Annotated in this window: 13 protein-coding genes and 1 pseudogene; 9 read left to right on the top strand and 5 right to left on the bottom strand. The window is 62.5% G+C overall.

What is annotated here, in order from left to right:
* Window positions 1-52 precede the first annotated feature (52 nt).
* A pseudogene (locus tag AC1DIX_RS00190) lies at window positions 53-163 on the bottom strand (ribonucleotide-diphosphate reductase subunit beta); the annotation flags it as partial.
* A 132-nt stretch (window positions 164-295) separates the two neighbouring features.
* On the opposite strand from AC1DIX_RS00190, the gene AC1DIX_RS00195 reads away from it, so the two are divergent.
* The 3 genes from AC1DIX_RS00195 to AC1DIX_RS00205 all read left to right on the top strand — a co-directional run bounded on the left by AC1DIX_RS00195 (window position 296) and on the right by AC1DIX_RS00205 (window position 3,327).
* Window positions 296-1,402, top strand: coding sequence for a sensor histidine kinase (locus tag AC1DIX_RS00195; protein WP_477321036.1), 1,107 nt, complete (start codon window positions 296-298; stop codon window positions 1,400-1,402).
* Window positions 1,399-2,187 (top strand): LytR/AlgR family response regulator transcription factor, encoded by a 789-nt coding sequence (locus AC1DIX_RS00200; protein ID WP_442121598.1) that lies wholly within the window; start codon window positions 1,399-1,401, stop codon window positions 2,185-2,187. The genes AC1DIX_RS00195 and AC1DIX_RS00200 overlap by 4 nt, the downstream gene beginning before the upstream one ends.
* 207 nt (window positions 2,188-2,394) lie before the next feature.
* On the top strand, window positions 2,395-3,327 hold the full coding sequence (locus tag AC1DIX_RS00205) for an IS1595 family transposase (protein WP_477321039.1): 933 nt from the start codon (window positions 2,395-2,397) through the stop codon (window positions 3,325-3,327).
* Here AC1DIX_RS00205 and AC1DIX_RS00210 read toward each other — a convergent pair.
* From AC1DIX_RS00210 to AC1DIX_RS00225, 4 genes are all read right to left on the bottom strand, one after another.
* Window positions 3,324-3,824, bottom strand: coding sequence for a GNAT family N-acetyltransferase (locus AC1DIX_RS00210; RefSeq protein WP_477321041.1), 501 nt, complete (start codon window positions 3,822-3,824; stop codon window positions 3,324-3,326). The two genes, AC1DIX_RS00205 and AC1DIX_RS00210, sit on opposite strands and share 4 nt — an antisense overlap.
* Entirely contained in the window at window positions 3,821-4,045 is a 225-nt protein-coding gene (locus tag AC1DIX_RS00215) for a hypothetical protein (protein ID WP_477321043.1), read from the bottom strand. Before AC1DIX_RS00215 ends, AC1DIX_RS00210 begins: the two co-directional genes overlap by 4 nt.
* 437 nt (window positions 4,046-4,482) lie before the next feature.
* The gene (locus AC1DIX_RS00220; protein ID WP_477321045.1) at window positions 4,483-4,851 is read right to left on the bottom strand and encodes a hypothetical protein; all 369 of its coding nucleotides are present in this window, start codon (window positions 4,849-4,851) and stop codon (window positions 4,483-4,485) included.
* A gap of 348 nt (window positions 4,852-5,199) precedes the next feature.
* The gene (locus AC1DIX_RS00225) at window positions 5,200-5,457 is read right to left on the bottom strand and encodes a hypothetical protein (RefSeq protein WP_477321047.1); all 258 of its coding nucleotides are present in this window, start codon (window positions 5,455-5,457) and stop codon (window positions 5,200-5,202) included.
* 67 nt (window positions 5,458-5,524) lie between these two features.
* Here AC1DIX_RS00225 and AC1DIX_RS00230 point away from each other — a divergent pair, with 67 nt between their 5' ends.
* From AC1DIX_RS00230 to AC1DIX_RS00255, 6 genes are all read left to right on the top strand, one after another.
* The gene (locus AC1DIX_RS00230; RefSeq protein WP_477321049.1) at window positions 5,525-8,311 is read left to right on the top strand and encodes a TonB-dependent receptor plug domain-containing protein; all 2,787 of its coding nucleotides are present in this window, start codon (window positions 5,525-5,527) and stop codon (window positions 8,309-8,311) included.
* A gap of 211 nt (window positions 8,312-8,522) precedes the next feature.
* Window positions 8,523-8,792: a BrnA antitoxin family protein gene (locus AC1DIX_RS00235; RefSeq protein WP_477321051.1), complete on the top strand. Its 270-nt coding sequence runs from the start codon at window positions 8,523-8,525 to the stop codon at window positions 8,790-8,792.
* Between the two features lie 140 nt (window positions 8,793-8,932).
* Complete coding sequence (locus tag AC1DIX_RS00240; RefSeq protein ID WP_477321053.1) at window positions 8,933-10,996, top strand: alkaline phosphatase D family protein; 2,064 nt, start codon at window positions 8,933-8,935, stop codon at window positions 10,994-10,996.
* A 356-nt stretch (window positions 10,997-11,352) separates the two neighbouring features.
* The gene (locus tag AC1DIX_RS00245) at window positions 11,353-11,688 is read left to right on the top strand and encodes a PepSY domain-containing protein (protein WP_441933920.1); all 336 of its coding nucleotides are present in this window, start codon (window positions 11,353-11,355) and stop codon (window positions 11,686-11,688) included.
* A gap of 226 nt (window positions 11,689-11,914) precedes the next feature.
* Window positions 11,915-12,580: a response regulator transcription factor gene (locus tag AC1DIX_RS00250; RefSeq protein WP_477321055.1), complete on the top strand. Its 666-nt coding sequence runs from the start codon at window positions 11,915-11,917 to the stop codon at window positions 12,578-12,580.
* Complete coding sequence (locus tag AC1DIX_RS00255) at window positions 12,556-13,908, top strand: ATP-binding protein (protein WP_477321058.1); 1,353 nt, start codon at window positions 12,556-12,558, stop codon at window positions 13,906-13,908. The genes AC1DIX_RS00250 and AC1DIX_RS00255 overlap by 25 nt, the downstream gene beginning before the upstream one ends.
* Window positions 13,909-14,217 lie beyond the last annotated feature (309 nt).

Below are 14,217 nucleotides of genomic sequence, written 5' to 3' on the forward strand. Positions count from 1 at the left end.
GTCGTTCACAGCATCCCACCCCGGACGACGGCGCGCGCGGCGTCAGCACCACCAGCGAGTCGGCGGTCAAGTAGAAGCCGAGCTTGCGCTTGACGATGCTGCGCTCGACTTCGGCCAGGCCGTCCGGGTTCTTCCACAGCTCGATATCGCGCAGCACGCTCATTTAAGCCCTCACGGTTTTATACAATCAAAGGAACGTTTCGCTCCCTCCAGCCATCGTTTCGCCGCAGACCTGTTGTGCCGCGCCCGCCAACTCGGCACAATGCTTCGCATCACCAATTTCGAATCGACAACCATGCAGCCAGCCATCCAGCCGGCCCCAATCGCGGACCCCGTCCACGGCTTCCCGTTCAGGCAGCTCGTCAAGGACATGCGATATGCCACCGTCCTTTGCCTGATGCTCGGCGTGTTCGTCACGATCATCGAAGGCGATGGGCTGGAGTCCCTGTTCGAGTCCCTCTTCGTGCACCTGGTCCTGGCGCTGTGCATCGGGTTGCTCTCGTACCTCGTCGTGGATGCCGTACGCCTGGCCTTGTTGCGCCAGCCGGACTGGGGCGCGAAACAGTGGCTCATTCTCCTTGTCGTCGTCGTGGCAGCCACCCCAATTTCCACCTATGCCGGTGCGGCGCTGGCGTACCGCATCCTCGGATCGGCGATGCCCGGCGCCGACGTTATCATGCGCGACGTGCTGATCACGGGATACACCACCGTCTGCGGCATGTTCCTGTTCTCGCGCCAGGAGCGCACCGCCCACATCGAAGCGGCGGCCGCGCGCGAACGGGTGCGCGCCGAGGCCGTCGCCCGCCAGGCGACACAAGCTCAGCTACAAGTGCTGCAGGCCCAGCTCGAGCCGCATATGCTGTTCAATACTCTGGCCAACCTGGAGAGCCTGATCACGCTGGACGCCGAGCGCGCCTGCCACATGCTCGACCAGTTGATCCGCTACCTGCGCGCCACGCTGATTTCGTCGCGCGCCGAGGCGACCACGCTGGCACAGGAATTCGACCTGCTGGACGCCTACCTCGGCCTGATGGCGGTGCGCATGGGGAGGCGGCTGCGCTTTTCGCTGCACCTGCCCGACGCGCTGGCCGGAGCCTGCGTGCCGCCGATGCTACTGCAGCCCCTGGTGGAGAACGCGATCGCCCACGGGCTTGAGCCGAAGATCGGTGGCGGCGAGCTCGTCGTGAGCGCGAACCGGCACGGCGACGCGCTGGAAATCACGGTCCGCGATTCCGGGCTCGGCCTGGACCGCCCTGCTGCCAGGACCGGCTCCGGTGTCGGCCTTGCCAATACCCGCGAACGGCTGCGCGGCCTGTACGGCGAGCGCGCCACGCTCGCGCTCGAACCCGCGGTCCCGCACGGCGCCGTCGCCCGCATCACCTTGCCACTGGCACTTCCATGAACCCACGCGCACTCATCGCCGAAGACGAAGAACTCCTCGCCGCCAAGCTTGTCCATTGCCTGCGGCGACTGTGGCCGGAACTGGAGATCGCCGCGATCAGCCCGGACGGGGTGGACGCGGTCGAGCAGGCCCTGGCGCTGCGGCCCGACATTCTGTTCCTCGACATCAAGATGCCCGGCCAGAGCGGGCTGGAAGCGGCCGAGGAACTGGCCGAACGCTGGGATGGCACTCGGCCGTTCCCGCAGGTGGTGTTCGTGACGGCCTACGACGACTACGCGGTGAACGCGTTCGAGCAGGCGGCGGCAGACTATGTGCTCAAGCCCGTCAACGAAGTGCGGCTGGGCAAGACCATCGAACGCCTGCGCCAGCGCCTTGCCCTGTCCAGCCCGGCGGACGGCCTGGCGCAGCTGGTGCAGCAAATGCATGCGCTGCCGGCCCCCGCGCCGGCGCCGGTGTCGAAGCCGCTGACCAAGATCCGCGCGGCGTGCGGCAACCAGGTGCTCATGATCCCGGTCGAGCAGGTCGCTTACTTCCAGGCCGTGGACAGGTACGTCAACGTGGTGACGCAGGAGGGCTCATCGTTGATCCGCCAAAGCCTGAAGGACCTGCTGCCCCAGCTCAACCCGGATCAGTTCTGCCAGATCCACCGGGGCACGATCGTGAACATGGATTGCGTCGCGAGCGCGGTCCGTGACGAGTTCGGCAGGTTGATGCTGACTCTGCACACCAGACCTGAACAGTTGCGTGTCAGTATGATGTACGTGCACCTGTTCCGCGCGATGTGATCGCTGCGCCGGGGACTACAGCTCGGCAAGCTGATCGTCGATGAGCCCAAGTCTATGGCTGCTATTGGCCGCGCGAGGTAGTCCCAAAAAGGATACTGACGACCAAACCTGACGTCGAATTTGACTAAGGCGCTGTTCGCGCCAAGTGTGGAATCTTTTCTGCAAGCCTGCGGTCCAATGTCGACCTGAACCGTTGACGGAGGCAGCATGCAAGCACGGCAGTTCGAACAGTTCCTGCAACGCCTGTCCGGCCTGACGCGGCGCCAGCGCGACCGCCTGCTCGACCTGCTGCAATCGGCGGCCGGCCTCGAGCGTGTACTCGAGATCGTCGAACAACCCGGCACGCCACTCTGCTGCCCGCACTGCCAGGCCGACAAACCTTTTCGCCACGGCCATGCGCACGGACTGCAGCGTTATCGCTGTCGTAGCTGCGGCCGCACCTTCAACCTGCTCAGCGGCACGCCGCTGGCCCGGCTGCGCCACAAGGCGCGCTGGCTCGACTACCTCGGCTGCATGCTCGACTCCCGCAGCGTGCGGCGCTCGGCGCGCGAGATCGGCGTGGCCAGCGCGACCAGCTTTCGATGGCGCCACCGTTTCCTGGCCTTGAGCAAGGATGACCGGCCGCAACGGCTGAGTGGCATCGCCGAAGCCGATGAGATGTATGTGCTCGAATCGCACAAGGGGKCCAGACATCTCGACCGTCCGCCACGAAAGCGCGGCGGCAAGGCGACAAGGCGCGGGATCTCGAAGGAACAAGTGTGCATCCTGGTGGCACGCGATCGCAGCGGCCAGACCATCGACGCCGTGACCGGCAACGGGAGCGTCAGCAAGCGGCAACTGTTGCAACACCTGGGACCGCGCCTGGCGCGCGACGTGCTGCTGGTGACCGACAGCCATGCGGCCTACCCGGCATTCGCGCGGGAGGTCGGGATTTCACATGAGGCCATCGACGCGAGCGCCGGCGAACGAAAGCGCGGTGCGCTGCACATCCAGAACGTGAACGCCTATCACAGCCGGATGCGCACCTGGCTGCTGCCTTTCCGCGGCGTCGCCAGCCGTTACCTGAACCACTACTTCGGCTGGCGCTGGGCGCTGGATGGGCAGCGTATTGCCAGCCCAGTGCTGCCCGATAAGCACTAGGGACGTGGGAAACGGAACAGATCTCGTCGCTGCCCGTCTGGGAATATTCGCCTCTCGATCTGGAATGCGCCCAGGCGAAGGGCCAGTGCGCGAGCCGGGGCATTGTCATCAGTCATGTATGTTTCTACCGTTTGCCAGCCACACTCCCGATAAGCATAGGCAATCGCGGCACGCGAAGCCTCATGCGCGTAACCTTGCCCGCGTGCGTCAGGCAGCAACCACCAGGTCAACTCGCGTGGCCATCCCAGGCCCTGCCAGAACCCGCATACACCGAGCTGGGCATCGTCACGTAGTCGTTCCACAACCCACACTCCGAAACCTTGCAAGTACCAGCAGCCGATATCAGTCGCCAGCCGAGTATAGGCAGCGCTCGGACTAAGGGGGCCGCCGTAGAAAGCGGATGCCTCGGCGTCCGTATAGAAACGCCGGTAGAGATCTTCTGCGGTCAGGCCAGGTGGTACGAGACGCAGGCGTTCAGTCTTCAAGGTGGGGATCATGTATTGTAAAAACGGAAAGAAAATGTCGAGTTATGGGCCCAGCGTTGCTGTTCGAGCTGCGAATGAGTCAGCGTGTCATTCCTAGTGCTGGCGAGCACATTGACCGAGTCCACGGAAGCGATAGGAGCGGCGGCAACGGCCGAGGCGTCGGCGGGAGCGGCGCTTGCTGCGAACGATACGGTAGCGGCGGCGATCAGGGGCAGTGCATATTTGGTGCGCATGGTTCAAATCCTTTTTTTCGATGTTGAGAACGGACTGAAGCCACATGCGGACTGCCGATCCACGGACTTTCAATCTCGCCGGGTCACTCGCGATGACCTGGCGAACGATGGCAGTGTAATGAGTGCACGCGCCGCGCTTCCGCGAAACGGCTGAAACGTGAAAAGCGCGGGGTGAACTGCATCTTTCGCGTAGTGGACGCGATTGCTGCCGCGCGCGCTGCAGACGCTGCTCGGCTGCGGCGAATAGAAGACGAGTTCGGGCATCAAAAAAACATCGCAGCCACACGATGAGGCAGTGGAAAGCATAGCGCTATCGCCTATATCGCATTGACCGTTTCGGAAATCCGCAAGCTGCTGTCTCTGTGGGGCTTGTGACGAAGAGGCTGCTGCGGGGCGGCGCCAGATGCAGCGTGGCGGCCCGAAATGCAGGCCGCCCGTCAAGCCGCCGTCGGCATGATGTCGCCGAAGCCGGCGATCATCCCGAGCGCGCGCGGCGCGATGCCCTGGCCCTGCTGCGACTGCCGGATCCAGTAGCCGACCTGGGCGAAGTTGTGTTCGCGGTTCACGCCCAGCTGCTCGACGCGCGCCTCGTCCATAAAGCTGGTGTAGCAGTCGCCGATGCGCTGTTCGTCGGTGCCCTTGCCGGCATGCTGGGCGGCGGCTTTCTCGATGATGGCGCGCAGTTGCGGCTGGGTATTCTCGCGCAATTCCATGAACGAGCCCCAGCTCGACTTATCGGCCGGGATCTCGACGGTCTTGAGCCACTTGCCGTTCAGGTGCTCGACGAAGTCGTCCTGCGTGCGCACGGATGGATCGACATATTGGGGGGCGATGCCGGATGCCAGCGTCTGGCCGCCGTGTGCGGCTGTGTTCTTGGCCGATCCTTCGGCGGCGTGGGCAAGTGGGGCGGTCAGTGGCAGGCCAGCGCGCTCGGTGCGGCGATGGCGCCACTGCCGGTCGGATAAGTTGACTGCAGGCTGGCGTCCGACCGATTGCAGAGCTGGCGGCAGGGCCAGAAATTCTCCGATTATTAAAACGAAAAAATCCCGTAACGAAGCTAAACCGTTTTGCGATTCGCCCCGCGAATCTTCTTCTCTTTCTGCACCAAAGTATATGTATCTGCATGGAATATGTATTCTATTATACATTAATTATTAGTTTTTGTCTTTCTTTGAACCATGTTTTGCGGGACAAAAAATCTTATTTGCAACGAATTCAAACAAATACATTTTTTTTACTTGACCCTGAAAATACACAGGTGATCCCATTGCCGGCTTGAAAGAAAGCATCGGGCTTTCCTTCAAGATTGCTGCATATACGGCACCTTGCGGCCGGCTGTTTCCACGCCAGCCGCATTCAACACAGGAGAATAAGAAAATGATGGAGAAAGTTTTGTCCCGATCGATTCGCATGATCTGCCTCGGGGGTATGGCATTCGGCATGAATGCGGTGTACGCGCAGGACGGTCAGGACGCGTCGATGCAGCGCGTTGAAGTGACCGGCTCACGCATCCGCCAGGTCGACAGGGAAACGGCGCAGCCGGTCCAGGTGATGACCCAGGAACAGATTCAGAAGACGGGCCTGGTTACCGTGGGCGACATCCTGACCCAGCTGTCCTCGGCCGGTACGCCCGAGTTCAGCCGCGGCAACTCGCTGACCTCGAATATCGAAAACGGCGGCCAGTACATTACCCTGCGCAACCTCGGCTCGAACCGCCTGCTGGTGCTGGTCGATGGCAAGCGCTGGACCCAGACCGTCAATGGCTACACGGACCTGTCGACCGTGCCGTCGGCGATGATCGAGCGGGTCGAAGTGCTGAAGGATGGCGCGTCTTCGATCTACGGTTCCGACGCGATTGCCGGCGTGGTCAACATCATCCTGAAGAAGAAGCTGGACGGCGCCCAACTGAGCCTGTACACCGGGGCGAACCAGAAGGGTGATGGCCGCAGCAAGGATTTCTCGCTGTCCTACGGCGCCAGCAATGACAGGGGCCGTCTGATGATCGGCCTGTCGCACACCGAGCAGGGCGTCGTGTGGCCTTCCGAGCGTGACATCACCCGCTATCCACGCGGCATCAACCACCCGACCGCAGGCTGGGGCATGGGTCCGTTCGGCGACATCAGCCCGGTCGATCCGGTCACCGGAGGGCAAAACAACGACCCGGCCACGGGGGGCTGGGAACGCGTGTTGAACCACGGGGGCGGCGTGCGCTCCGACCCGCGCTTCCCGACCAGCTACCACGACAAGACCGGCAGCATCGACGACAAGTACAACACGGCGCAGGACATGATGTTCCAGATGCCGAACAAGCTGGACACGCTGTTCACGAAGGGCACCGTCGACCTGCCGTACGACATGCAGCTGACTACGACGGCAATGTACTCGCAGCGCAAATCGAGCACCCAGATCGCCGGTCAACCGCTGACCAGCGAAACCCAGCCGGGCTACAAGGTCTACATCGACAAGAACAGCTACTACAACGGGTTCGGGCAGGACCTGTATTTCCTGCGCCGCACGGTGGAAGTGCCACGCGTGACCGATAACCAGAACCGCACTTTCCACGTCGATTCCACCCTGTCCGGCAACTTCACGATGCGCGGCCTGGCGTGGAACTGGGACGTCGGCTACAACCACAGTGCACAAGACGGTTACATCTACTCGACCGGCAACCTGAACCTGCTGAACCTGAAGAAGGCGCTCGGCCCGTCGTTCATGAATGCCCAGGGCGTGGTCCAGTGCGGCACCCCGTCGGCCCCGATCTCGCTGCAGGAATGCACGCCTTGGGACCTGATCAGCGGCCCGCCTGCGTTCAACCCGCAGGTGCGCAATTACGTGATGTCGACCGGCCAGGCAAGCTACGGCAGCACCATCAACAGCGCCACCGCCAACCTCAGCGGCGAAATCTACCAGCTGCCGGCCGGCGCGCTCGGGGTCGCCGCGGGCCTGGAACACCGCGAGGTAAGGGGCGATGACCAGCCGGGACAGTTCGAGCAGTCCGGCTACTCGAGCAACCTGGCGGGCAATCCGACGCACGGCCGCTATACCGTCAAGGAAGCCTACGCCGAGGTCAACATCCCGGTCCTGAAGAACGCGCCGCTGGCCCAGTTGCTGAGCTTCGACCTGGCTACCCGCCACTCGGACTACAGCAACTTCGGCACCACCAACAACAGCAAGGCCAGCTTCATGTGGAAGCCGGTTCGCGACCTCCTGGTCCGCGGCACCTACGCGCAGGGCTTCCGCGCCCCCGCCGTCGGCGACACCTTCGGTGGCGGCGCGCAGTCGTTCGACGACATCATGGACCCGTGCGACAGCAAGTTCGGCCAGCGCGGCACCACGGGCGTGGACGCCCGCTGCACCGCCGCCGGCGCCCGTCCGGGCTTCCGCCAGATCGACCAGACCGGCACGCCGGTCACCAGCACCGATGGCACCCAGGGCATCGTGCCGTTCATCTCGAATCTCGGCAACGCCTCGCTGCAGCCTGAGCGCGCCAAAACCACGACCATCGGCTTCGTGTACAGCCCGTCGTTCCTGCCTGGCCTGTCCGGCTCGCTGGATTGGTACCACATCAAGATCAGCAACCTGATCACGGGTGTGACCGCGAACCAGACGGCCAACTACTGCTACGTCCAGGGTATCCAGTCGTACTGCGACGCGATCAAACGCGATCCGGTAACCGGCCAGATCAACAGCCTGTCGCACGGCAACGTCAACGCCGGTGGGCTGGAGACCGCAGGCTTGGACCTGTCCTTGAACTACCGCTTCCCGGGCACCCGGTACGGCCGGTTCGGCCTGCGCTCGGACTCGACCTTCGTCAGCAAACTGCGCACGAAGGCGACCAACGATGCCGAATGGATCAACCAGGTCGGCGAATACGACGCCGGCGGCGTCCTCGCCTACTATCGCATCAAGTCGAACCTGACGCTGGACTGGACCCTGGGGAAATGGAGCGCTTCGTGGACCGCCCGTTACTTCAGCCCGCTGCGCGACCAGTGCTACAGCCATGATGTGAGCGCCCCGATCGAGTGCACCAACCCGACCGGCCAGGCCAACTGGGGTACCGGCTACAACCAGATGGGCGCGATGGTCTACAACGACCTGAGCGTCGCCTACAAGACTTCGTGGAAAGGCCAGATCATGGTCGGCGCCAACAACGTGTTCGACAAGCAGCCGCGCAGCACCATCCTTGGTGCTGCCTCGGCGTCGCGCGTCGACGCTAACTTGCCGATCGACCGCTTTATCTACGTGCGTTACAACCAGGCGTTCTGACCGAAGGGCCCGCATGGGCCCATTTCGGACGCTTTCTGATCGAGGCCCCTCGGCTTGCCTGAGGGGCGCACACGGCTCAGCGCGTTTTTTTGCAGTTTGGATACGTATTTTTTTCAACTCGTCGCGCCGCGCGTGTGGCAGCACTGGAAAAAAGTATAGTGCTGCATCTCCGACTACACACATGTAGTTGGAATAAATCGAAGGAGACGAGATGGATTTTGCACCAAACAGCAGCGGCAACAATAGCGACAACGATAGCGCCAACGATAGCTACAACCATAGCGCCAACGATAGGCCGACCCTGGCTTACCACCGGCCGGCCCGGCGAAAGACGCGAATCACGATCTACTTGGACGACGAAGTCCTCGACCATTTCCGCGCGCTGGCGAAACGCTATGGCACCGGCTACCAGACACTAATTAACGCCGCGCTGTGCAGCCGCCTATCCGGAGCCAGCTGCGAACCCGGTTGGTTCGTATAAGTCGCGGGCGCGGCTGCGCCTGTTGTTATTTGCGCAAAACCTTTTCGGGTGCCGTCGGAGTAATTACGCTTGAAGTAAGGCATGTTTGCGACCGAATTCCGAGGCTGCGCTAGTCCCAAAACTAAACGGAGTGAAAAACAATGACGATAAGCCGTCGATCCTTTCTCAAAGCTGCTGCGGCAATGGGCGCTTCTCTGGCATGGGTCGGTCCGGCCCGGGCTTCGCGTGTCCGTTGGCACGAGCGGCGTGATCTGTATCCGCAAGGGGTTGCATCGGGCGATCCCGACCCGCACAGCGTCATTCTCTGGACCCGGCGTCCGTTTGCCGGGGAAGCGCGCCAGGTCCTGACTGTCGAGGTAGCGGAGGACGAGGCATTCCACCGGGTCATTGCGCAGGCCAAGGTGCCGGTCTCCAGCGACGCGGACTGGACCGCGCGCGTGCTGCTTGGCGGTCTCAGTCCGGCGCGCGTCTACTGGTATCGGTTCACCGACGCCGACGGAAACGGCAGCCGGGTTGGCCGCACAATCACTGCACCCTTGCCCAATGATCCGCGAACGGTGAACTTCGCGTTCGTGAGCTGTCAGCATGTCAATGAGGGCAAGCTGAATGCCTACCGCAGGATGATCTACGAAGACGAACGCGTACCTGCCGCCGAACAGCTCGGCTTCGTCCTGCACCTGGGCGATTTCATCTATGAAATGGTCCAGTACCCGGACGAAGTGCAAACCCGCTACGATCGCACGATCTATGAGGTGGCGCGCATCCCGGACGGCCACAAGATCGGCAACTTCCACATTCCGCTGACTGTCGATGGCTACCGTGCGATCTATAAAGGCTATCTCCTCGATCCCGACCTACAGGACGCGCGCGCGCGCTGGCCGTTCGTCGCCATGTGGGATAACCACGAATTCTCGTTCCAGGGTTGGCAGGGTGTTCTTAAAGTGGGCGCGTTCGAGCAGCCTGGCCAGAGCGTCAAGGTGGCAGCGAATCAAGCCTGGTTCGAGTATCTTCCTGCGCGCGTCACGCGCGGAAACCGCCCGCTCGAACGTTTCGATCCGCCCGCCGTCAACAACGTGCCGATCAAGGAGTTCGACGAGCATGGGCTGGGGACGGAACCAAACAATCTGGCGGCGATCAACAGCCTCAAGGGCTATCGGGCGCTGCGCTATGGCCGGCATTTGGACCTGATCATCACCGACCAGCATAGCTATCGAAGTGCGGACTCCTTCGGCGATCCGTCGCTCAATAAACTGTTCGGCAAGGAGTACATGGGCATGTTGCCGGAGCCGATGATGCAGATCCTGGACGGTGGGCGCGCCTATAACGGTGGCAATCCTCCTGCGGTCGTCAGCCACAATGGTGTCGAGGTGCCCAATCCGCAACACAACGCGCCGCCGCAAACGATCCTGGGAATGGAGCAGAAAGCATGGTTCAAGGACAAGCTGCAGACCTCGAAGGCGACGTGGAAAATCTGGGGCAATACGATGGGTGCACTCGATTCTCGCGCCGACCCGCAGAACCTGCCTGCCGGCCTGACCAAAGAGCCGTGGCCGCCACATACCTATGCGGCGCTGAGTGCATATGATTACGGCTCAGCGTGGGCGGAACGCGCTGAGATCTACCAACTCGTGCGCGACGCGAACATCACGGGCTTCGCAATCGTCTCGGGCGACCGTCACAGCTTCTGGGCCGGATATGCAACTGCGGAACTTCCGCCCGGTAAGTTCGACCCGGTTGGCTTGAGCTTCGTCGGCGGATCGCTCACCAGTGCCGGTACCATGGAAGCTTATGAGCACAAGCTTCCAAAGAATGCGCCCTTGCGCGCGTTGTTCCTTGCGGACAAGGAGGGAAGTGCCAAGCCAGAATGGACCCATAACATGCTGCTCAAGCACGGCGTCCGTTCATGCCTGGAATACGCAAAAAATTTCGACCTCGAGCGCGCACGGTCGCTGTCGAATCCGGATCTGGCGCCGCACCTCGAATTCATCGATCTCGGAGGGCATGGTTATTCAAAGGTACGGTTGTCGGCCGATGAAATGCGCACCGAATTCGTTTGCATTCCACGCCCGGTTACGCGCAGCGAAAGACCGGATGGGGGCGACATCCGGTATCGGGTCGTGCACACTGCAGCACTGTGGAAGGGTGGAGCGCGCCCGCGGCTGAAGACCTCGGTGCTTGAAGGCGACATCGGGCTTGCCATGTGACGGAGTCAGGTCGTGATCGTCGAGATCAGTGATGAGCGACCGAAGCCGAACCCGCAGCGGTCGTCTTCGTCAGGTGTTCAGCTCTGGCGATTCGACGCCGAACGTCGGGCCATGGCGCCTGCTTCGGCAGTCGCCCGCCGGTACGAGCGGAAGATGGTGTCGCGCTCTGGCTTATTCTGTCGCGCCACCCCCGGGACAGCCCCTTGAAATCAGATTCAGGAGTGTTCCACGGCTATAATTCGGCCCGTTCCAGATTCTTACTCAAGGGTCGCCGGGCGTAGTTTCGCGCTCAGTGTCAACTAAGTCTGCACCATTAGCTTCTCTACTGCGCAATCCGCGCTATTTGGAGAAGCACCATGAACCGAACCGCAAAACTCTCCCTTCTGGCCATCGTCGTCGCTGCAAGCGGCACGGCAGCCTATGCCGCCAAGGCCGGCATGGAAAACGACGCCATGGCGATCAACAAAGCCAGGATCCCACTTACGCAAGCTGTGGCGGTCGCCCAGCAGCATGTCAACGGCAAGGCAGCGCGGGCCGAGTTCGAGCATTCGAAGCAGGGCTGGGTGTACGACGTGGAAGTCGTCAGCGGCAGCAAGGTCTACGATGTGAGGATCGACGCCGACAAAGGCAGCGTCATCTCGTCCGCCGAGGACAAGGCAGACCACGACGACGACCAGGACAAGGAGGACTGAGAGGGCGCATCCGGAGGCGGGACCGTCCGCGATGGCGGTCCGGCCACCGGGGCCGTGCCCGGGTCGGCAGTTCTTCCACAAGCCTGTGAAGGCCGGCCGCCCGGCGCCGAGCCGCTATTCGGCATCGGCCGCCTTGCGTAGGTTCATACTGGTCAGCATACTGCTGTTCAGGCAAAGGGCAGCGCGTGCGGCGCGCTAGGCAACATTGAAATGGAACGGGCTATCCATGCGTGTCTTACTGGTCGAGGACGACCTGATGATTGGCGAAGCGATACAGGACGCGTTGAAAGATGCGTCGTATGCGGTCGACTGGGTAAGGAACGGGCAAACGGCTTTCAGCACATTCGCCTGCCAGAAATACGACCTCATGCTGCTTGACCTTGGCCTGCCCGGCAAGGACGGGCTGGAGGTGCTGACGGCCATCCGCGCCAGGAATAACCCCATCCCCGTTCTCATCATCACTGCGCGCGATCAACTGGATGATCGCCTGCGCGGTCTGGACGGCGGCGCCGACGATTACGTGCTCAAGCCCTTCCAGATGGCCGAGCTGCTGGCGAGGATGCGCGCCGTATCGCGCCGCAAGGACGGGAACCCGGTGCCGGTCCTCGGCAACGGTATCGTAGCGCTCGACCCGGCCACGAAAGTGGCCAGCGTCGTCTCGGGCGCCTCGGTGCAGCTGTCGAACCGTGAGTTTTCGTTGCTCCACGCCTTGCTGGTGCGGCCTGGCGCCATCCTCTCGCGCGGCGAGCTGGAGGACCGCATCTACGGCTGGGGAGAGGAAGTCGAGAGTAATGCTGTCGAGTTCCTCATTCATTCGCTGCGGCGCAAACTGCGCAGTGACATTATCAAGAACGTCAGGGGAATGGGATGGATGGTTTCAAAAGGCGCCTGAGTGAGTCGGTCCAGCTCAAGCTCTCCTTCACACTGTCTGCCGCCATCCTCTTCGTCGCCGCCGTCGCCGGTGTTTTCTCCTTCCTGTCCGCCCTCGACGAGGCGCACGAACTGCAGGATGACGTCCTGCGCCAGGTTGCGCAACTCATGGACCGGCAGCGCTTGCCGCCTGCCGCGTCAACGATCGACGCCCGTCCCAGGAACAGCGAGGAGGAATCGCGTGTGATCGTCCAGCGGCTGGGCGACGAAAACCGGTCCCGCTTGAGCATCGACGGCGGCGGAGCGCTCCCGCTGCCGGCAGCGCTCGTCGATGGCATGCACACGCTGGACCTCGGCGGCGAGACCTTCCGCGTGCTGGTCAGGACAACCGCGGCCGGCGAGCGCATTGCAATCGCCCAGGAATCTGGCTTCCGTAATGAAATCGCGCGAGACAGCGCGCTGCGTACCACGATGCCTTTCCTGGTTCTCGTGCCAGCCCTGCTGCTGATCGTCACCGACCTGGTGCGAAAAATGTTCAAGCCGATCGCCATGCTGTCCGCCGAGATCGACCAGCGCGCCGAGCAGGACCTTCACCCCATCGAGGAAAGCCATCTTCCCATCGAAGTTCGGCCGTTTGCCGTGGCGATCAACCGTTTGCTTGGACGCGTGGACAGGGCCATGGATGCCCAGCGCCGCTTTGTTGCCGACGCCGCGCACGAGCTGCGTTCACCCTTGACCGCGCTGTCGCTGCAGGCTGAGCGGCTGGCGGCGGCGGAGATGTCGGCCGAAGCACGCGCTCGCCTCTTTGCACTGCGGGCGGGCATCGAGCGTGGCCGGAGCCTGCTCGACCAGCTGCTCACACTCGCCAAGGCACAGGTGTCGGGCGAATCGCCCGGCAGGCCGGTGTCGGCCCAGGCTATCTACCGTCGCGTACTGGAGGACCTCATGCCCCTGGCGGAGGCGAAGCAGATCGATATCGGCGTCGTGGGCGCGCAGGACGCCGAGGTATGGGTGAGTGAGCCGGACCTGATCGCCCTCGTCAGGAACCTGGTCGATAACGCCATCCGCTATACGCCCGAAGGTGGGCGCGTCGATCTTTCGATAGCCATGGCCGACGGCCAGACCCTGCTCGGCATCCGCGACACCGGTCCGGGCATTCCGCCGGCTGAGCGCGACCGGGTGTTCGATCCCTTCTATCGCGTGCTCGGTAACGAACAGGTCGGCTCCGGGCTTGGCCTGTCCATTGTCCAGGCGATCGCCAGGCGCATCGGCGCGGAGATTCGCCTTGGATTTTCCGATGAAGTAAAACGGGCCGGTTTGTCCGTCGAAATCATTATGCGCAGACTATGACTGGCGTCTTCTCACGGTAGGAAACTTCGATCGTCGTATGGACGATTGTTTGACATCGGATCGGGTAGCGCAGACTCGCCAAATTCTGCAGCGGTGGCTCGTCTTTCCATTGGCGGTCGAACTGGCGCGTCTGCACGGGAGCAGAACGTGGCTAAGGCAAGGGATGGTAGGGATGCATCGCTGGGAGCAGGGGTGGACCCTGCCGGATCCAGAAAGAAAAGCATCGGTACAGGGATCGGGGGATGCCGATGCCTGAGATCACGGTACTCCTCATTCCGGACTGACGGTAAGTGGAACGGGGGCGTCGAC

Source organism: Massilia sp. 05N420 (genome assembly GCF_056397205.1).

Excerpts from the sequence above, each read along its gene's own strand:
- AC1DIX_RS00195 (WP_477321036.1), top strand. The coding sequence starts at position 296 with ATGCAGCCAGCCATCCAGCCGGCCCCAATCGCGGACCCCGTCCACGGC.
- AC1DIX_RS00200 (WP_442121598.1), top strand. The coding sequence starts at position 1,399 with ATGAACCCACGCGCACTCATCGCCGAAGACGAAGAACTCCTCGCCGCC.
- AC1DIX_RS00210 (WP_477321041.1), bottom strand. The coding sequence starts at position 3,824 with ATGATCCCCACCTTGAAGACTGAACGCCTGCGTCTCGTACCACCTGGC.
- AC1DIX_RS00215 (WP_477321043.1), bottom strand. The coding sequence starts at position 4,045 with ATGCGCACCAAATATGCACTGCCCCTGATCGCCGCCGCTACCGTATCG.
- AC1DIX_RS00225 (WP_477321047.1), bottom strand. The coding sequence starts at position 5,457 with ATGCGAATCGATCGGGACAAAACTTTCTCCATCATTTTCTTATTCTCC.
- AC1DIX_RS00230 (WP_477321049.1), top strand. The coding sequence starts at position 5,525 with ATGCAGCGCGTTGAAGTGACCGGCTCACGCATCCGCCAGGTCGACAGG.
- AC1DIX_RS00235 (WP_477321051.1), top strand. The coding sequence starts at position 8,523 with ATGGATTTTGCACCAAACAGCAGCGGCAACAATAGCGACAACGATAGC.
- AC1DIX_RS00240 (WP_477321053.1), top strand. The coding sequence starts at position 8,933 with ATGACGATAAGCCGTCGATCCTTTCTCAAAGCTGCTGCGGCAATGGGC.
- AC1DIX_RS00245 (WP_441933920.1), top strand. The coding sequence starts at position 11,353 with ATGAACCGAACCGCAAAACTCTCCCTTCTGGCCATCGTCGTCGCTGCA.
- AC1DIX_RS00250 (WP_477321055.1), top strand. The coding sequence starts at position 11,915 with ATGCGTGTCTTACTGGTCGAGGACGACCTGATGATTGGCGAAGCGATA.
- AC1DIX_RS00255 (WP_477321058.1), top strand. The coding sequence starts at position 12,556 with ATGGATGGTTTCAAAAGGCGCCTGAGTGAGTCGGTCCAGCTCAAGCTC.